The organism is Brenneria salicis ATCC 15712 = DSM 30166, from assembly GCF_003315515.1.
In the GTDB taxonomy this organism is placed as follows: domain Bacteria; phylum Pseudomonadota; class Gammaproteobacteria; order Enterobacterales; family Enterobacteriaceae; genus Brenneria; species Brenneria salicis.
Map to the genome: position 1 here is coordinate 1 of NZ_QNRY01000060.1, position 17,535 is coordinate 17,535.

A 17,535-nucleotide genomic window follows, 5' to 3' on the forward strand; every position below is an offset into this window, starting at 1 on the left:
AAAATGTCAGACAATTTATTAAAACCGCATCACCTTTCCCAGGCAACAAACCTGGACTAACAAAAGTGGAGCGGTAATAGGCGCAGTTATTTAGGGGCTCTGGTGTTAAAAACCCTGAAGCAATAAAAATCCGTTTTATCTCTTTTCTCTTGGCTGGGCGGAAATTCCGCTGCTTTTGCTTTCAACGCTGGCCATTGTCATCGACGCAGGCAATTATTTCTGGTGTTTATACCCTGAGGCATCAGGCGATAATTTCTCTTTCCGATTAGTAGGCCATTTCGCACCGGATACTCCCCTATGCAGAGGGTATCATAGAGACGAAAAAAACCGTATGCCTTTGACAGCTATACGGTTTTCATTCATCCAGAGATGTATAGAAACATCCCGGAATAGATAAGTGGCGGAACGGACGAAAACCTACCTCATCATCCATCTATTTGATAAATAATAAAATCCATCACCATTCGTCATCGCTGTGGGCCGTATTGTAGGCCATTTTGAAAAGAATCTGCTAGGGGGAACTGGCACGCCAGGATTGACGACCACACACTGGTACTGTCTTTCTTTTCGTCAGGTTTAGGTTTTACCACCCGATTTTTTATTATGCGAGTCTGGCTGCTTCGTATGCATATGTATTATACAGCCACAAGTCATCTTAAACTTATGCTCCAGATGAAATAAGAAAATTATTGAGTCTGGTGCCAAGCATAATCAGGCGGTTTACCCTCTGAATAATGATTAATTTTAGTATTTTTTCTATTTGGAAATGATTATTTTGTATTAATTGCACCCACCAAATATTTTCATTTAATATTTTAGGAGAATAATTATTGGCAAATAAATAAACGCTCGCTCATCCATAATGAGATATACATCACATTTTTCCACCTATGATCTGATGTATATATTTGCAGCAGGAAAATAGTATTGGTTTCATTGTATCGCATAGCTTTTTATTAGCATAATAATTAGTGCTACTTGTAAGTAAAATTGCTTTTTCACAATGAATCATTCTCACAGGGATTGAGAAAACATGAGTGTTTATGATGGACGCCCACGTCTGATAGTTGGAGCCAGTGGGAATATTGGTGAAACTATTGCGTTGAAATTGAGTCAGTTGGGTTACAGGCTGGCATTAACGCATTCTCCGCGCTCTGCGCCAACAATCGATATACCTTCCGCAAATTGGTATAAGGTTGATGTATCAAACTCTTCCCAAGTTACTGAACTCGTTGCTAAAATTAGAAACGATTTTGGTGCCTGTCCCGATCTTATTTATTGCGCCGGTATTGTGAAAGATTCCGCCATCTCCATTACTTCTGATGAGATATGGCATTCAGTTATTAATGCCAATTTAAATGGCGCTTTTTATTTTGTGCGTGAAATAGCCAAAAAAATCGTTATGGAAGATGATGGTAGGATCATATTGATTGGTTCCGTCTCAGCAACAAAAGGCAATCCAGGCCAGTTAAGCTATTCGGCCAGCAAGGGCGCTCTGGAATCAATGTGCCGGGTGATTGCCACTGAGTTAGGTCGCTATGGCGTAACCTGTAATGTTGTGTCGCCAGGCATTATTGAAAGCCAAATGATCCAAGAAACTCCTTCCAAGTCGGTTGAAATGTTACTGAAAAAAACGCCTCTGAGAAAAATCGGTAAGCCAGAAGATATCGCTAATCTGGTGGATTATCTCTTAAAGCCTGAAGCTCGTTATATTACCGGTCAAGTAATTCAAGTTGACGGTGGAATGTCTGCGACTTAATAAGCTATTACCCAAAATATTAACTTGGCAGGTAGTTTTCAATGCCAAGGTGACGTACTTTTTTATTAAAAAGAAGGAATGACAATGAGTAATAACACAGCAGTTGTAACAGAAGATAAGATCAAAGAAATAGTCGAAATAGCATTAGATAAAGAACTGGATCAATTCGATATGAGCGCTAATTTTTATAAAAACTATGAAATGGATTCACTGGGTGCTGTCGCGTTATTAGTTGAGACACAAAAAATGTTTAAGATAAAAATATCAGAGTCGATTATGTCAAAGATATTAACCGGAAACGATCTACGAGAATTTATTCTTAAACTGATCCAGGAAAGAAATGATGCTGATGGAAAATAAGCAACTCGTCAATAGCTATCCGCAGCAACTCGATTACCATCAAATCATTAAGCTAGTGCCTTATCGTTCGCCCTGGTTATTAATTGACAGTGTTGTCCAATGGGATCAAGACAGCATCGTGGTACAGAAAGCGATTTCCGGTGCTGATCCAATGATGGCGGCGCATCTGCCTGATGGCCCCAGTATTATGCCCGGCGTATTACTGATCGAATTTATTGGTCAGGCAACCATGCTATTAAGTACTTTAACTGCTAGGGAGCCGACAAATATACAGACTGCGGTCCTTGGTCGCTGTAAAGGAGAGTTTATCTCTCCAGCGCGTATTGGTGAACTGATTACCGGACATTTATCGATTACTGATGTTATTGCTGGCAAGAGCTTTTATGAAGGCATCGTATTTGCCGGAGAAAGAAAAGTCTGCAAGGTATCTGGTGTTGGGGCATTTATTAGCAAAGGCGGACTACATGAATAATCAATATCAGAACAGCATTGATATCGCGAAAGAGTGCTTTGTCTTGTCGAATGTCGGTAATGGCTGGCAACAGTGTTGGAATAATTTGCTGCAAGGTGCGAAAAATTTTTCCATCGGCAGCGATTTTATTCGTGGATGGCCGGACAGTCCGCCATTATCGATCATTGAAAATATCGATGACAACACTGATTTTAAAAGTAGGACGAATGATGCTGCGTTCTTTGTCGCCAGCCAAATGAAAGACACTATTGATCGCTTATATCAGCAAAATGAAAATATAAATGTGCTGATTGTTGTCGCCACCTCGCATAGTGATCCAGGCCCACTTTCCACCTTGGTCGACCTTGAGGCTGAAAACGCACTCGACAGATTAACTGACGATGTTGCCAAGGGGCTGCTTTCCGATGAACTGCTCAAATCAATTAAGCGCGGTATTGGTCGAAATCTACAAGGTGTCACCACATCGGCAGCCTGCGCCACTGCATTGGTCTCAACCTCTTATGCTTGCGACATGATTGATTTTGGCATTGCTGACGCGGTGTTACTTGTTGCGGTTGATACGTTATCCCGCGTGGCGACCGTAGCATTTAATAACATTGGCGCCATGTCGCAAAGCGGATGTACGCCTTACAGTTCGAGCCGTGATGGTACCACCGTAGGCGAAGGGGCCGTTGCCCTGCTGTTGGCGCGCAAGGGCATCTTGGGAAAAGAGGATGTACAAGGCGCCATCGTCGGTACGTCGGTTTATTGTGACGCGGCACATATGGTAGAGCCCGATCCAAAAGGAGTAGCCAAGACCATTCAAAAAGCGTTACATCAGGCTAATCTGCCCGCCAGCAAAATTTCAGCTATCTACTGGCATGGTACGGGGACGGTTCAAAACGACAAAACAGAAGCGGAAGCTGCACAGATTCTTTTTGGCGAGACTTCTCCGCCCTGCAGTTCAACTAAAGGTGTCCTGGGACATACGATGGGGGCATCCGGCGGTTTTAACGTATTAGCGGCCTGTGAAACCTTGCATAGCGGCATTCTGCCTCACGTGGCTCGTTCAATGGATAATGTCTTCCCCAATTTAGATGTCGTGCTCAATGAGCCCCGTTATATTGCACCGGGTTCTGGCGTCGCTTTAGTTACCGCCTTAGGGTTTGGTGGAACTAATGCGGCATTAATCCTGAATTCTAATTAATAGAGCGTGAGCGATATGAAGGCTATTCCTGTTATTAACGGACCCTATATCGATGTCATCGGCTGGCTTACCGCACCTGCTTGTATACCCGTGATCTCCGTGCCGGGCATGGGTGAACCGGCTACTGCGCCATATAAGTTTGTCGGTCCTTCAGACGTTATATTGCAATATGAAATTGACCATAACGTGGTTGATTTACCCTTCTCCATCAGAAAAAAAAGTGGTGTAGCGCGCGCCCGTTCGGCAAGTAAAGCCACGATTTTCGCCTCATCGCTGGGGGCGGAATTTATCAAGCATTGTCATTCATCCGGCGAGGATATCGGTGTTACCTGCGTATCTAACTCATCGGCGATGCCCATCGCCTGGGAATTTGAACGTGTCGGCGTACGCGATGGCTGGGATGAAACGGACACCATGTTGTTACCCAGTTCGATTCCCAGCGCCATATCGACTCAGACTGCCGCCGCACATAATTTACATGCCACCGCATTAACGTTCCTGGATGGCATTATGGGGGCATGTTCGGCCCTGGAATACGCAACATTATGTTTCCATTATCAGCGCGCACAGAAGATGCTACTATTATGTGCCGAAGAGATCATTCCCCTACATCTTACTACCATTGAGCATCTGAACCTTGTCTATTCCAGACTGTTATTTAATGGCGCAAGCGGGATAGTACTGTCTGACCCGAAACAAAAAACAAAAGGATGGCAATTTAAAATCATTCACCGCTATTCGCCCGACCAACGACCAGTGCTTCCTCCAGAATGGGAAAATGACCATGCTTATTATGAATTTATATTAAAGCAGGATTTGACTGCCTTTACTTCCTATCTTTTACCCTTCTTAATTAATCAAGCTGTTAATGAGTTTGGTAATAAAAAAATCATCGTGAAATGTGGTCATGAAAATATAGGTGGTTTTATTTTAGGGCTGGAATGGAAGGAGTGAGAGATGGACAATATCCCTGTTGTTTCTGGGTTAATGATGAAAATACAATATCTAACAAGCAAAGCGTTTAACAATAGCCATGTCTTATCAATGGATGATGCCGCGCCTCCTTATATAGCCACACTGCTGGAAACTATAGGCAACAATTCCTTTATCCAGAGGTGTTTTAATGATTTCAGATAACGCGGCGGTGAAAGATAACGATATTGAAAATAGGGATGAACATCGTAACAACGATCGGATATTTCCGGTGTTTTTCATGTTTATTTCTCTTGTCAACTTGGTGTTTTGTCTTGGCTTTATCTTTTTTATCGATCTACAGATTGCTCTTATCATTGCAATGTCTTGTTATCTGTTCATTATTGTGCTTGAACTCAAACATAACATCAGGTCGCCCATCTCTATTTTTATATTATTGATGTACATTGTGTTAACGTCTCTATCCTTTTTCGATGTTTACCTTGGGCATCTCACAGGCATCATTATATTCACCTCACTGGCAATATTAGTCGGTGGATTGTTGTTGGCAGGGAAACCTTTTACAGCCTTTTATTCTCCTGAAAGAGGTTTAAAAAGTCTGCACTATGCCAATTCCTCCATATGGTTATTGGCTTATCTGTTGTCATTATTTTTCAGCCTCTATTTCGTTCCTGAAATAGAGTTTATCCTTGTCCCTTATGCGATTTGTATTATGGCTGGCCTGATTACTATTTTTTTCAGTCTGGTATGGTTCGGTCGTCATAACACTAGAAAAGATCACTTTTCCATTAATAATATAGATTTCAAAAGAGTCACCGAAAATATCCCAGAGTATCAGGCGTTTTTTATTGAAAAGGTTATCGCTGATGAACAGCGTAATCTTTTGTTGCTGGATGAATTACAGCTAGAAATTGCAGACTCTACCATAGATAAAAATAATAATGTGATGATATTTTGCGCCTATGATGGCGAAAAAATAGTCGGTTGTATTAGATGTGTCTTAGCCGGGGATTCCCCTCTGCCGATTGAGCATGAAGCTAATCTTGATTTACAGAATTTAAAACGTGTTGGTTCCGTTTTACAGGCTGGTAGGTTTTCTATTGAAGAGAAGTATCGGGATCGGCCTGAAGTGATCACCGGATTATTTAAATGTTTGATTGAGTTGGCTTTAGAACGGGATATCTGTTTCATTGTCGGCAATGCTGCAACGCATCGCGTTACGATGTATATGAGAATGGGTTTTGATTTACTGTTTGCCCCATCAGATCCGCGCTCGCAATCCAAATTGTCGTATGGCACCCTCTGTACGCCGATGGTAATGAACTTCTCCAATATGATTATTAAAAATAGTGATAAGGCGAGTAAATATGGCTTTGGTGATTATGTGAATCCTTACTTACTTGAAAGATGGTATAAGCGCGCGGCACTGAGATTTTACTTTAAAAAGATAAGTAATCGGCCTTGGGAACTAGAGGTGAAAGACATCAGGAAGTTATTAAACTCAGGAGGAGGTGCGGCACAATGAGTAGATTACGCTGGTTTTTATTATTAACAGTATTGTCTTCATGTTGGGCGCAAAGTAGTGGTATTCAGAATGAACTATATAGTGCCCAAACGTCGGCCTGGTTAGAGGATGTGATCAATGAGTACAAGCCGTTAGCAGAAAAAGACATCCAGGCCTTGAAAATTATTGGGATCGCTTACCATCAGCTCGCTCTTGATGAAAAAAATAAAGCATCTGAACAGGCTGTCGCATACTTAGAACGATATTGTTCGTCTGCCTCTGATGATATGTTGGCGCTGGCTTATCTAGGCAGTTCATATGCTATGTTAGCCAGAGATAGCAGCGTCGTGTACAAAAAAATCACCTATGTGAACAAAGGATTGGCCATGTTAGATAAAGCGGTCAACAGCGCGGGTGACAATTACCAAGTGAGGGTGATCCGCGCCAGTATCGCTTATAGTGTACCGGAGATGTTCGATCGTAAAAAAATGGCTTTCAACGATTACCTGTATTTAACCACTCATTTTTCGCTCTCTGTCACCCATCAAAGTGAATTTTATTATAAGCTGGGCGTCCTGGCCGACCATGAGGGGAACCACTCACAGGCGGTTGAATTCTTTAAAAAATCCATTTCCGCTGATGATAAATCCGAATGGGCTAAAAAATCCAAAGGAAAACTCTAATGATTAAAATTAGAGGGGTAAGCCATCAATTCTCGTTTGGCTATAGCTCAGTGTTGGCACTTGATAATATTTCGCTGGATGTTGCAGAATCTGAAATGGTGGCAATTACCGGGCCTTCGGGTAGTGGAAAATCAACGTTATTAAATGTATTGGGATGTCTGCTGACGCCCGATACTGGCGACGTATTTCTGTTAGATAAGTTAGCGAATAATCTTAACGATTATCAGAAATCATTATTTCGTCGGGACAATATAAGCTTTATCTTCCAGTCATTTAATCTGCTGCCGGTATTATCGATTTATGAAAATATCGAGTATCCGTTAATTTTGCAGGGTGTCAGCAAGTCTGAGAGGAAAAAACGCGTCGTAGACATTATCAATGATGTCGGTCTGAAGATCTGGCAGGATCATAAACCCGATCAATTGTCTGGAGGACAACGTCAGCGAGTGGCTATTGCGCGAGCGCTCATTACCCAGCCCAGATATATCCTGGCGGATGAGCCGACAGCCAATTTAGACAGTAAAAATGCCGGTATCATACTTAATCTTATCGCTGAGATGAATCAGTCGCGCAAAACCTCGTTTATTTTCGCCACCCATGACGCAGCCGTATACAACTTCGCGCAACGAGTTATCCATATGACTGATGGGAGAATAATATGACAACAGCACTGTTAGCCCTGAGGAATGTTTTCAGAAATAAACGCAGGACACTTATCATTTTTCTGTCGATTGCCGCAGCGATGAGCGCGATGATCGTGTTTGGCGGTTTTATTAATTATACTTTTGAAAGACTAAGGGAATCGACGATACGTACCCAGTTAGGACATATACAAATTGCATCTCAAGGGTATTTTGAACAAGGCGCATCGCAAAGCAAGGAATTGCTTATCTCCGCGCCGGATAAATTAGAAACAACGCTGAGAAATATCCCCAATATCAGTACAATATCAAGAAGGTTAACCGGCTCTGGGTTAATTACTGTCGGTCATGCAACGTTGTCAGCCAAGTTGATTGGCGTGATGCCGGAAAGAGACGAAGAGTTCTCTAACTATGAAATTGTGGTTGAGGGGCGGCAAATCGAGCAAGGTCATAGCGATGAATGCGTGATTGGCGGCCAATTGGCAAAAGGTCTGGCGGCCAAGGTAGGTGATACCGCCACCATACTCAGTTCAAGTTATGATGACGCTATAAATGCAGTCGATTGCACTATTGTCGGCATCGTGCGTACACCAGCGAAAGAATATGACAAGGTTTATGTCAAGATGAACCTGGCACATTTGCAACAATTGCTGGATACGGAAAAGATCGAATATTTGATGTTATTACTGGATGAGACAGAAAATCTACCTGTCGTCGCCGGCAAACTGAACAAGAGCATTAGCGGTAATTATGAATACAAAATCTGGACGCAGCTTGCCGAATTTTATCAGGGGGTGGTCAATCTTTACACGTCAATCTTTAAGCTAAGCTTTATTGTATTATCCATTATCGTGATTTTAAGTATCACGAATACCATGAGTATGTCGGTTTTTGAGCGCTTCCGGGAAATTGGTACCCTTCGCGCTATGGGACAGACGCGATTCTCTATCATTAAATTATTTGTCAGCGAAGGTGTCATCATTGGCATATTAGGTGGGGTAATCGGTGTGCTTATCGGAACCGGTTTATCCCAACTAATCAATCTGTCAGGCGGTATTGCCATACCCGCTCCGCCAGGTATGTCCAGTGGCTATACGGCGCGAATTAATCTTGATTTTTATATTATTTTTTATTCGTTTATGATGTCAGTAATCACTGCAACGGTATCGTCATTATATCCGGCATTTATTGCAGCCAGAAAAGATATTGTCGAGGCATTGACTCACATATGAAAATACTTGGTTCTTTACTCTTTTTATTACTCATTTTACCATTCCCGTCTGTGGCGGAAGATAACAGTCATACTATCCGCTCACCTGAAGAAATACTGGCGCGTGTCGATCAGATACGTGCGCCAGGCAGTGATTTTATCTTTAGTGTAACCGCCAATGTTAACAACGACGAAAGTATTAACGAATATAAGGTTAAAGTTAACAGTAGCACCAGAAGTTTAGTGCTCTATACCCAGCCGATTAAAAACAAGGGACGTGCAATTTTATTAACTGACCGTAATATGTGGATCTATATCCCGGGGACCAGTCGCGCGATGAGAATATCGCCGCAGCAACAATTAGTGGGGGCGGCATCTAATGCTGATATCTCACGCGTGGTTTTTAATATCGACTACACACCGGTTTCCTCGATGACGAAAACTCAGAACGACAGCGAGGTTATCGAACTTGAATTACAGGCGAAAGAGGCCTCGACTCCATACAGAAAGGTAGTATTGACCGTCAAAAAAAACAATTTTCATCCACTGAAAGCGGACTTCTATTCTTTATCTGGTAAAAAATTGAAATCGATTGACTATCTTGAGTATGCCCCCATTTTAGGGGAGCAACGCCCGGTAAAGTTAGTGATTAGAGACAGTATTAATACCAGTAAGATAACCACATTAACCTACGCAGATTTTTCACTGGAAAAAACGCCAGAAGCATTCTATCAACCCTCATATCTCAACCGGATAAAATAATATTATAAGTCGGGAGGATTTTATGCGTAATCTTTCTATCAAATGGTTATGGGGCGCATACGGATGGTTGCTGCTGACCACATTCCCGATACAAGTCAACGCAGACGCTCCTGACTTTGATTACCAATTACAAAGCAATTTAAGAAGTTATATCTATCAGGGGGAAAGATATCAAAATAGCGACGATTATAATTTATACTCAGATAACTATTCTCAATTAATGATGAACTTTTTCTCTCGTTATCAGTATCAGCGTTTATCGTTCCCGCTTAAAGTTAGGGCCAGTGAGAAGGTTTCTTTCGATAAGGAGAACGATAAATCCCAAATAATCGTCGATGAAGCATTACTGGATTACTCATTAACTGATACTTTTATTGTTAACGCAGGCCGAAAGCAGTTAGTTAATGGAGTAGCGATGGGGAATAACCCAACTGATTTCCTCAATTTGAACAAATTCCAGGATCGCCATCTTTCAGATCAACAGCGTCGTTCCGAGATCATAGGGAATAATTTAGTTGGTGTGATGAATTACTTTTCCTCATCTTCCTTACAATTTTATTATTTACCGTCTGAAAGCGCCAGTTGGCTCCAGTATTCTTTAAATACCCCTAAGATTAATACAGATACCGGAATATCATACTATCATAATTCAAGTAACGCCTTGGGAATCAATATTTCGACCACTATTACTGATAAGGTCACTGGTTATATAGAAAATTCGCTGTCTGACAAAAGAAATCGGTCAGTCATTGATGCACACGGAAATCTGAATTCCAAGTCTGGAATTTTTAACGAACTGGTATTGGGTTCACAGTATACTTTTGATAATGGAATTAATTTCAATGCTGAATATTGGTATAATCAGCACGGCTATACGGAAAGTGAATATGACAATATCTACGTAGCCGTTGCTGCCGGTAAGATTCATCGTACTGATGCCTCTAAATATCTCAATGTACGTAACAGATATAAAAATAAATTATTTATCCGGCTTAGTGATGCACCGATTAATGCCGATATAAAGCTGGAGCAGACCTTTATTCATGGTTTAAATGATAACAGTAATTTTTTACGCAGTACCGTCATTAACCAGGTATCAAAAAATTCAACATTGAGAGTGAGCGTCGAATTCTATCAGGGCAACTCGCAGAGTGAATATGGCAGTAATCCGATAAACTATGGCCTGTTCTTATCCTGGCAATACTTTTGGAATAGTCATTAATCATGACTGAGTCCCCCCGCATATCCTCTGAGAAAAACAGAATTTGATCTTTATAAAAAAGTGAATATGTATGCCATTCATTAATGTCGTTAAAAGCCAAATAACAAGAGTGATGTAATACCCTGTATCCGCAACCTTTTCTCAGCTACAAAACAAAAAATTTCCAGGAGAAATTTTTAACATCGCAATAACGACGGCCCGGCAGGGATAGCGTGCCATAAAAACGGCCTACGAAATTTCTCTTTCTGGTGTGTGGGCCATTTCGCGCCTGCTCTCCCTCTATCCCTGGGTATCATAGAGACGAAAAAAACCGTATGCCTTTGACAACAATACGGTTTTCATTCATTCAGAGATGTATAAATACACCCCGAAATAAGTTGGCGGAACGGACGGGACTCGAACCCGCGACCCCCTGCGTGACAGGCAGGTATTCTAACCAACTGAACTACCGCTCCACTCTATGCTCATTGAGCGGGGTGAATACTAAGATGATGGTACTATTACGTCAATGGTTTTTATAACTAACCAATTCTGTTTGCTCATAATTTCATCTTGACGGCGATTCTCTCGCCGATAATGTGCTACTCATTGCGCCACAGGCAACCGCCGCCTTTCTTGGCGATAAGATCCAAACGCTGTTCATGGGCAAATAATTCTTCTTCGTTGGCGTAAAGCACCTTCAATGCCGATGCCGGACGCGTGATGCGCTGAATGGTTTCGCTCTCATTTTCCTGTCGCTGCGTTTCACCTTCCATTGAAAATGCCAGCGACGTCTGGCCGCCGGTCATGGCCAGATAGACTTCCGCCAGAATTTCGGCATCAAGCAAAGCGCCGTGCAGCGTTCGCTTACTGTTATCTATCTGGTAACGATCACAGAGCGCATCCAAATTGTTGCGTTTGCCGGGGAAGATCTTACGCGCCATTAACAGGCTATCAGTGATCTTACAGAATGTTTCCGTCTTCGGCATATCCCGATTAAGCATGCGGAACTCATAATCCATAAAACCGATATCAAACATGGCATTATGGATAACAAGTTCAGCCCCGCGGATAAAATCGAGAAACTCATCGGCAATATCAGCATAAGTCGGCTTATCCGCCAGAAACTCATCGCTGATACCATGAATGTTATAGGCTTCAGGATCGACTAACCGATCAGGTTTGATATAAACGTGAAAGTGACGTCCGGTTAGACGACGATTGATCACCTCTACGCCGCCAATTTCGATAATTTTATGTCCTTCGTAGTGAACCCCCAGTTTATTCATACCGGTGGTTTCCGTATCGAGGACGACTTGTCGCGTAATTTCAGTGCTCATCGTTTTCGTTTATGTCAGACTTGCCGTTTTCACCATAAGGGAGAGTCTACCAGAGATGCTTAAACAGGTAGAAGTTTTCACCGACGGATCTTGCCTGGGAAATCCCGGCCCTGGCGGTTACGGTGCCTTGCTGCGTTATAAGCAGCATGAAAAAACACTGAGTGCCGGTTACCGACTAACCACCAATAACCGGATGGAACTAATGGCGGCTATCGCGGCGCTTGAAACACTGACCTCTCCGTGCGAAGTGGTGTTAAGCACCGACAGCCAGTATGTCCGCCAGGGGATCACCAGTTGGATTCATAACTGGAAAAAACGGGGCTGGAAAACCGCAGATAAAAAACCGGTAAAAAATGTCGATCTCTGGCAACGCCTTGATGTGGCGATCCAACACCACACCCTACGCTGGGAATGGGTAAAAGGCCACGCCGGACACCCGGAAAATGAACGCTGCGATGAGCTTGCGCGTCAAGCGGCCAACGCGCCGAAACTGGATGATCTCGGTTATCATCCAGAGTAAGGTGACGCCTTAATGTCGATAAATTTTCGTTGCGCCGACCGTGCGGTGCAACGGTGCCTTGCGTAATTTGGCCCGCATCGGCGTGGCTATCAACGGAATCGTCCTCTTACGCGCAACAAGCAATGTCATGCAGCCAAAGACCGGGATGTGCTTATTCAACTTTCCTTTATTTCTTCGCCACGGCGTGACGTGAAAACTGGCATGATGCACTACTTCGTAATTCAGCAAACTCAACCAGTCCATCATGCGCATTTGCGTAAACATTCGACTACAATAGGGCTGTCGTTTGTTTAATCTGGGAATAAGTTTGGCCACCCCAACAAAACTGATCGGATTAAATCCACTAAATATCAGCCAGCCATCATCAATCAACACACGGTCTACTTCACGCAGCACCCGATGCGGATCTGATGAATAAGACAGTGTTTGCGCCAGTAAACATGCATCAACCGACTTTTCAGAAAAGGGTAACTGATGCGGATCAGCGATAATCTGCAAATTGTTACCACAAGGGGCGACATTAACCTGATGTGAAATCGAACACTCACGCACAGTAATCTCAGCGCTCAACGGCCCTATTTTGAGCAGATGGAAACCAAACAACTTCGGCCACCAGGGGAGTAATGCCTGTTCAAGTGATTCACGATAGTATTGACCACAGGTGATATCATCCCATGAAGCAGGGGCAACAAGCGTCTGAGGGGTGTGAGCTGGCTTCATGTTTTATTCTCTTTCCTCAGGCTGATAGCAAAACGAGGTAATCAATGAATCTTATCAGTATTCCCGCCCTCCAGGACAACTACATTTGGTTATTGAGTAATAAAGAAAAGCATTGTGTGATCGTCGATCCAGGGGAGTCGCAGCCGGTGCTGGATGCGCTTGACCAACATCAGCTTTCTCCTAAGGCTATTCTACTTACTCATCATCACAACGATCATGTCGGCGGAGTTGCCGGTATTGTGGATCACTATGCGAATTTGCCTGTTTTTGGGCCGCAGGAAACCGCTAATTGCGGTATACCGATCGTCGTGAGCGGCGGAAAAGTCATCGAATTATTAGATTCAGAATTTTCCGTAATCGATGTTCCGGGCCACACATCCGGTCATATTGCTTATTATATTGCTCCCTTTTTATTCTGCGGCGATACGCTTTTCTCCGGTGGGTGCGGACGAATTTTTGAAGGCACTCCGAAACAAATGTTTGAATCAATTAAAAAAATATCAACCCTCCCTGATGACACGCTTATTTGCTGCGCACATGAATACACGCAAGAAAACTTAATGTTTTCTAATGAAATATGGCCAGAAGAATCCACTATTGAGGCTTATCTTTATAAAATCAGCCAGATACGCAAAAAATCACAGTCTAGCTTGCCTACAACATTAGGATTAGAGCGTAAAATCAACCTGTTTCTTAGATGCCATGATATTGATTTAAAAAAGAAAATATTAAAAGAACCTGAAAGCATGGCGGATTGGCAGATTTTTGAGCAACTACGCAGTAAGAAAGACCATTTCTAAAGGTATGGGTTGTGCTGACTCCCTAATCAACGTATTATTGCTCGTCTTTTAAGCAACTATTGACACACATATGAAGGCTAAAGTGATGATGTTCATCGCCTCGGTCTTGCTAGTCGGTTGCCAGGTGCCACCCAATGACGCCTCACAACCCAAACAGCATGCACAGAGTCTGTCTTCGGCAGGTCAAAGTGAAGCAGGAAAGTACGCAGATGGTCGAGAGACCTCCGCGCGATGGATGGATGATGACAGCCTCGCGCAACGAGATCTGTGGAACTTCATTAGCGACGAGCTGAAGATGGAGGTTCCGGAAAACGCCCGGATCCGCGAACAAAAAACGCGTTTTTTAAAAAACAAGAGCTATCTCCACGATGTAACATTACGGGCAGAGCCGTACATGTACTGGATTGTCGAGCAGATTAAGCAACGTAACATGCCGATGGAACTGGTACTGCTACCCATAGTGGAGAGCGCTTTTGATCCTCACGCCACATCATCCGCCAATGCCGCAGGGCTATGGCAGATAATCCCTGGCACAGGACGAAATTATGGTTTGAAACAAAACCAATGGTATGACGGTCGTCGTGACGTGGTCGCCTCGACGACCGCTGCACTGGATATAATGCAGCGTCTTAACACCATGTTCGACGGTGACTGGCTATTGACAGTCGCTGCCTACAACAGTGGTGAAGGCCGCGTCATGCAAGCTATTAAAGCGAATAAAGCAAAGGGTAAAGCAACAAATTTCTGGGCATTGGCGTTACCACGTGAAACGTCAATCTATGTTCCGAAAATGCTGGCCTTGAGCGATATTCTTAAGAATAGCAGAAAATACGGCGTTAACCTGCCCACGCCAAACGAAAGCCGTGCATTGGCCAGAGTAGACGTTGGACAGCAAATGCAATTGACGCAAGCTGCAGAAATGGCCGGTCTGTCATTGACCACGCTGAAGAACTACAATCCTGGCTACAAACGCGGTGTAACCGCGCCAAATGGTCCGCATTATATTATGGTTCCGAAAGCGCATGTTGAGCAGTTGAAGGATTCGCTGGCAGATGGTGACATCGCGGCGATCCAGCCGACCAGACTGGCGCAGTCAACGACCGAATCGCAGTATAAAGTTCGCTCTGGCGATACGTTATCTGCAATTGCCGCGCGGCTGAATGTTAGCGCCAAAGATTTGCAAAGCTGGAACAATCTGCGTAGTGCGAACGCACTCAAGGTTGGACAGACGTTGCAAATTGCCAGGTTAGCTAACAGTAGCAGTAACGGCGGTTCAATCACCTATCAAGTTCGTAAAGGTGATTCGCTTGTCAGCATCGCCAAGCGTCATGGCGTAAATATTGCGGATGTTATGCGTTGGAATACTGTGATCAACAAGAAAACCAATATCCAGCCCGGTGACACACTGACGCTTTATGTCAGTAATGGCGCCCGGCCTGACTCTTAGAGATCATGCACACAAGAAAACCGCCTGAATTTTATGAACTGACTCCATAAAGTTGGATGGTTTATCTGGCGGTTATTTGGGCCTGGGGCCGGTACTCTACCGGGCTCAGGCCTTTTAGTTTCTGTTTTATTCTTTCGTAATATTACTGCATTGTCATGGCAATTTCCTTTCCGTGACATGCTTTGCTTCACACCGGCTTTCTCCAGCCGCTGCTGATAATGCGGCATCTGATATTTCCATCCCTGATCAGAATGAAGTAACGGAAATTCCCCCTGCAGCAGCGTTGATAACGCTTTCGTCAGCATATCGTCAACCATCGACAGATGGGGGCGTTGTGCCATCTGATACGCGACGATTTCACCGTTATACAGGTCAAGCACCGGGGATTAATACAGTTTTTCTCCGCCAATATTAAATTCTGTCACATCCGTCCCCCATTTCTGGTTCGGCTTGTTCGCGGTGAACTGGCGGTTCAGGCTATTTTCGGCAGCTTTGCCGTACCGACCTTTATAGGAGTTATATTTTTTCCTTCTAATACATGATGCTAGATTAAGGTGCTGCATCAGCTTCTGAACGGTTTTGTGGTTCAGTGGGTTGCCGGCCATACGACCGGCAAGCGTAATCGATGCCAAAATGCCTTGCTGTCGCTTTTTGCCCTTCCAACCCTGAGAGATAATGTTGCACAGCCCGAAGCTTGAAACTGAGAGAATATGTGCTCATAAAAAACTGCCCCCTTACTCGTTGGATGTCCAACTTTTGGGGTACAGTTCAATTAAGGCGATTTTTTGTTTATGGTCAGGCTACTATCATCAAAGTTGAAATTCGACCAGCAAAGGATTGTGATCCGATGCCTGCGTCACCAGGATGGAAGATTGGACAACATCCAATTCACGATAGAACACAAAGTCCAGCGGACGCCCAAACGCTTTGCGACGATGATCATCAATAAAACCGACCTCTTTTAGCGCCATACGTGTAGCAAAGCGATAAAGCGCATTAATACGGGGCTGGCTCCAGGCGTTAAAGTCACCCGCCATAATCGCCGGGCCACGGTGAAGACTAAGTTGTTCACCAATGGACTCAAGCTGCTTACTATATACTTCCACACCAAAACTGAAATTTACCGCATGAATGTTGATAACCATCAGTTGTCGGCCATCGTGCAAAGAATACACGGTCACTAAGGCGGACTTGGATAAACGCAGTAATGGCTCCCTTTCCCGTAGCGGGCAGCAATACATTGGCTGAGCAGCCGACAATGTCATCACGCCCGAAGGATGTTGCGGCAAAACAACCGCAGGAACCTGATCGGTAGAAAGATAGTTAGAGGTTGCAAAGCGAATAAGCTCAGGCGTGCTCTGTGCCTCCTGCAACAGAACCAAATGGGTATCTTTGCCAAAGTTCTGCAAAACAGAAAGCCAGTTCATTCTTTGCTGCTTAAAGATGTTCCACACCATCACGCGCAAAACATCCTGCTTTAGCAGCAACGGACCGGTAGGCAGCACGTGTTCCAGAGGAAACATTTGCCGAGGTGGAAAGATACGTTCTGCCGGTTGTCCTGCAACATATCTCATCGAATAGTTTTTTTTTCGCACGCCTCGCCTGCTATAAATTTCATAACGCCAATGCAACAACTGGAGCAGAGGTACTATTCTGTTATAGGGATTTTATTACCGACTTTCAATGTGTGACTGACGTTAAGCAGAGAAAATATGAAACAGGCTGCTATTCAAATACAGAAAAGCCCTGAGTATAGACTCAGGGCTTATGCAATAAGTGGCGGAACGGACGGGACTCGAACCCGCGACCCCCTGCGTGACAGGCAGGTATTCTAACCAACTGAACTACCGCTCCACCGAATTTCTTTACCACCACCAGATTCTCTCTGGCTTTCCACTTAATTTGATGCCTGGCAGTTCCCTACTCTCACATGGGGAGACCCCACACTACCATCGGCGCTACGGCGTTTCACTGCTGAGTTCGGCATGGGGTCAGGT

General features: G+C 43.9%; 17 protein-coding genes, 2 tRNA genes, 1 rRNA gene and 2 pseudogenes. 15 read left to right on the plus strand and 7 right to left on the minus strand.

Annotated elements, in window-relative coordinates; all coding sequences use genetic code 11:
- Positions 1 to 124: 124 nt before the first annotated feature.
- The 12 genes and pseudogenes from DES54_RS19400 to DES54_RS17065 all read left to right on the plus strand — a co-directional run.
- Positions 125 to 251, plus strand: a pseudogene (locus tag DES54_RS19400) (KUP/HAK/KT family potassium transporter); the annotation flags it as partial.
- A 782-nt stretch (positions 252 to 1,033) separates the two neighbouring features.
- On the plus strand, positions 1,034 to 1,759 hold the full coding sequence (locus DES54_RS17010; protein ID WP_113869400.1) for an SDR family oxidoreductase: 726 nt from the start codon (positions 1,034 to 1,036) through the stop codon (positions 1,757 to 1,759).
- An 84-nt stretch (positions 1,760 to 1,843) separates the two neighbouring features.
- On the plus strand, positions 1,844 to 2,119 hold the full coding sequence (locus DES54_RS17015; RefSeq protein WP_169050425.1) for an acyl carrier protein: 276 nt from the start codon (positions 1,844 to 1,846) through the stop codon (positions 2,117 to 2,119).
- Positions 2,103 to 2,591, plus strand: a complete 489-nt coding sequence (locus tag DES54_RS17020; RefSeq protein ID WP_170132585.1) for a 3-hydroxyacyl-ACP dehydratase FabZ family protein — start codon at positions 2,103 to 2,105, stop codon at positions 2,589 to 2,591. Before DES54_RS17015 ends, DES54_RS17020 begins: the two co-directional genes overlap by 17 nt.
- Positions 2,584 to 3,777: a beta-ketoacyl synthase N-terminal-like domain-containing protein gene (locus tag DES54_RS17025; protein WP_170132586.1), complete on the plus strand. Its 1,194-nt coding sequence runs from the start codon at positions 2,584 to 2,586 to the stop codon at positions 3,775 to 3,777. The genes DES54_RS17020 and DES54_RS17025 overlap by 8 nt, the downstream gene beginning before the upstream one ends.
- A gap of 6 nt (positions 3,778 to 3,783) precedes the next feature.
- Entirely contained in the window at positions 3,784 to 4,731 is a 948-nt protein-coding gene (locus DES54_RS17030) for a hypothetical protein (RefSeq protein ID WP_169050423.1), read from the plus strand.
- A 169-nt stretch (positions 4,732 to 4,900) separates the two neighbouring features.
- Positions 4,901 to 6,235 carry an N-acyl amino acid synthase FeeM domain-containing protein gene (locus DES54_RS17040; protein WP_113869412.1) on the plus strand — a complete coding sequence of 445 codons (1,335 nt, stop codon included), beginning with the start codon at positions 4,901 to 4,903 and terminating at the stop codon, positions 6,233 to 6,235.
- Positions 6,232 to 6,897, plus strand: coding sequence for a hypothetical protein (locus DES54_RS17045; RefSeq protein ID WP_113869414.1), 666 nt, complete (start codon positions 6,232 to 6,234; stop codon positions 6,895 to 6,897). Before DES54_RS17040 ends, DES54_RS17045 begins: the two co-directional genes overlap by 4 nt.
- Positions 6,897 to 7,559: an ABC transporter ATP-binding protein gene (locus DES54_RS17050; RefSeq protein ID WP_113869416.1), complete on the plus strand. Its 663-nt coding sequence runs from the start codon at positions 6,897 to 6,899 to the stop codon at positions 7,557 to 7,559. Before DES54_RS17045 ends, DES54_RS17050 begins: the two co-directional genes overlap by 1 nt.
- Complete coding sequence (locus DES54_RS17055; protein ID WP_113869418.1) at positions 7,556 to 8,770, plus strand: ABC transporter permease; 1,215 nt, start codon at positions 7,556 to 7,558, stop codon at positions 8,768 to 8,770. The genes DES54_RS17050 and DES54_RS17055 overlap by 4 nt, the downstream gene beginning before the upstream one ends.
- The gene (locus DES54_RS17060; protein WP_113869420.1) at positions 8,767 to 9,510 is read left to right on the plus strand and encodes an outer membrane lipoprotein-sorting protein; all 744 of its coding nucleotides are present in this window, start codon (positions 8,767 to 8,769) and stop codon (positions 9,508 to 9,510) included. The genes DES54_RS17055 and DES54_RS17060 overlap by 4 nt, the downstream gene beginning before the upstream one ends.
- A 22-nt stretch (positions 9,511 to 9,532) precedes the next feature.
- On the plus strand, positions 9,533 to 10,732 hold the full coding sequence (locus tag DES54_RS17065; RefSeq protein WP_113869422.1) for a hypothetical protein: 1,200 nt from the start codon (positions 9,533 to 9,535) through the stop codon (positions 10,730 to 10,732).
- 378 nt (positions 10,733 to 11,110) lie between these two features.
- On the opposite strand, the gene DES54_RS17070 is transcribed toward DES54_RS17065, so the two are convergent.
- Positions 11,111 to 11,187, minus strand: a tRNA-Asp gene (locus DES54_RS17070).
- A gap of 126 nt (positions 11,188 to 11,313) precedes the next feature.
- Positions 11,314 to 12,051, minus strand: coding sequence for a DNA polymerase III subunit epsilon (dnaQ, locus tag DES54_RS17075; RefSeq protein ID WP_113869424.1), 738 nt, complete (start codon positions 12,049 to 12,051; stop codon positions 11,314 to 11,316).
- On the opposite strand from dnaQ, the gene rnhA reads away from it, so the two are divergent.
- On the plus strand, positions 12,005 to 12,571 hold the full coding sequence (gene rnhA, locus DES54_RS17080; RefSeq protein ID WP_169050422.1) for a ribonuclease HI: 567 nt from the start codon (positions 12,005 to 12,007) through the stop codon (positions 12,569 to 12,571). The genes dnaQ and rnhA overlap by 47 nt on opposite strands.
- Positions 12,572 to 12,580: 9 nt before the next feature.
- Here rnhA and DES54_RS17085 read toward each other — a convergent pair whose 3' ends face one another.
- Complete coding sequence (locus DES54_RS17085) at positions 12,581 to 13,291, minus strand: class I SAM-dependent methyltransferase (protein ID WP_113869428.1); 711 nt, start codon at positions 13,289 to 13,291, stop codon at positions 12,581 to 12,583.
- A gap of 44 nt (positions 13,292 to 13,335) precedes the next feature.
- Here DES54_RS17085 and gloB point away from each other — a divergent pair, with 44 nt between their 5' ends.
- Together gloB and mltD are read left to right on the plus strand one after the other, a co-directional pair.
- Entirely contained in the window at positions 13,336 to 14,091 is a 756-nt protein-coding gene (gene gloB, locus DES54_RS17090; protein ID WP_113869430.1) for a hydroxyacylglutathione hydrolase, read from the plus strand.
- A 70-nt stretch (positions 14,092 to 14,161) separates the two neighbouring features.
- Positions 14,162 to 15,538: a murein transglycosylase D gene (gene mltD, locus DES54_RS17095; RefSeq protein ID WP_113869432.1), complete on the plus strand. Its 1,377-nt coding sequence runs from the start codon at positions 14,162 to 14,164 to the stop codon at positions 15,536 to 15,538.
- Between the two features lie 61 nt (positions 15,539 to 15,599).
- On the opposite strand, the pseudogene DES54_RS19310 reads toward mltD, so the two are convergent.
- From DES54_RS19310 to rrf, 4 genes and pseudogenes are all read right to left on the minus strand, one after another.
- Positions 15,600 to 16,161: pseudogene (locus tag DES54_RS19310) on the minus strand (IS3 family transposase); the annotation flags it as partial.
- Positions 16,162 to 16,347: 186 nt separating this feature from the next.
- Positions 16,348 to 17,133: an endonuclease/exonuclease/phosphatase family protein gene (locus tag DES54_RS17105; protein WP_113869434.1), complete on the minus strand. Its 786-nt coding sequence runs from the start codon at positions 17,131 to 17,133 to the stop codon at positions 16,348 to 16,350.
- A gap of 182 nt (positions 17,134 to 17,315) precedes the next feature.
- Positions 17,316 to 17,392: transfer RNA gene (locus DES54_RS17110), tRNA-Asp, on the minus strand.
- A 53-nt stretch (positions 17,393 to 17,445) separates the two neighbouring features.
- A 5S ribosomal RNA gene (rrf, locus tag DES54_RS17115) occupies positions 17,446 to 17,535 on the minus strand; the annotation flags it as partial.

Coding starts and splice junctions, on each gene's coding strand:
- DES54_RS17010 (WP_113869400.1), top strand. CDS start 1,034: ATGAGTGTTTATGATGGACGCCCACGTCTGATAGTTGGAGCCAGTGGG.
- DES54_RS17015 (WP_169050425.1), top strand. CDS start 1,844: ATGAGTAATAACACAGCAGTTGTAACAGAAGATAAGATCAAAGAAATA.
- DES54_RS17020 (WP_170132585.1), top strand. CDS start 2,103: ATGCTGATGGAAAATAAGCAACTCGTCAATAGCTATCCGCAGCAACTC.
- DES54_RS17025 (WP_170132586.1), top strand. CDS start 2,584: ATGAATAATCAATATCAGAACAGCATTGATATCGCGAAAGAGTGCTTT.
- DES54_RS17040 (WP_113869412.1), top strand. CDS start 4,901: ATGATTTCAGATAACGCGGCGGTGAAAGATAACGATATTGAAAATAGG.
- DES54_RS17045 (WP_113869414.1), top strand. CDS start 6,232: ATGAGTAGATTACGCTGGTTTTTATTATTAACAGTATTGTCTTCATGT.
- DES54_RS17050 (WP_113869416.1), top strand. CDS start 6,897: ATGATTAAAATTAGAGGGGTAAGCCATCAATTCTCGTTTGGCTATAGC.
- DES54_RS17055 (WP_113869418.1), top strand. CDS start 7,556: ATGACAACAGCACTGTTAGCCCTGAGGAATGTTTTCAGAAATAAACGC.
- DES54_RS17060 (WP_113869420.1), top strand. CDS start 8,767: ATGAAAATACTTGGTTCTTTACTCTTTTTATTACTCATTTTACCATTC.
- DES54_RS17065 (WP_113869422.1), top strand. CDS start 9,533: ATGCGTAATCTTTCTATCAAATGGTTATGGGGCGCATACGGATGGTTG.
- dnaQ (WP_113869424.1), bottom strand. CDS start 12,051: ATGAGCACTGAAATTACGCGACAAGTCGTCCTCGATACGGAAACCACC.
- DES54_RS17085 (WP_113869428.1), bottom strand. CDS start 13,291: ATGAAGCCAGCTCACACCCCTCAGACGCTTGTTGCCCCTGCTTCATGG.
- gloB (WP_113869430.1), top strand. CDS start 13,336: ATGAATCTTATCAGTATTCCCGCCCTCCAGGACAACTACATTTGGTTA.
- mltD (WP_113869432.1), top strand. CDS start 14,162: ATGAAGGCTAAAGTGATGATGTTCATCGCCTCGGTCTTGCTAGTCGGT.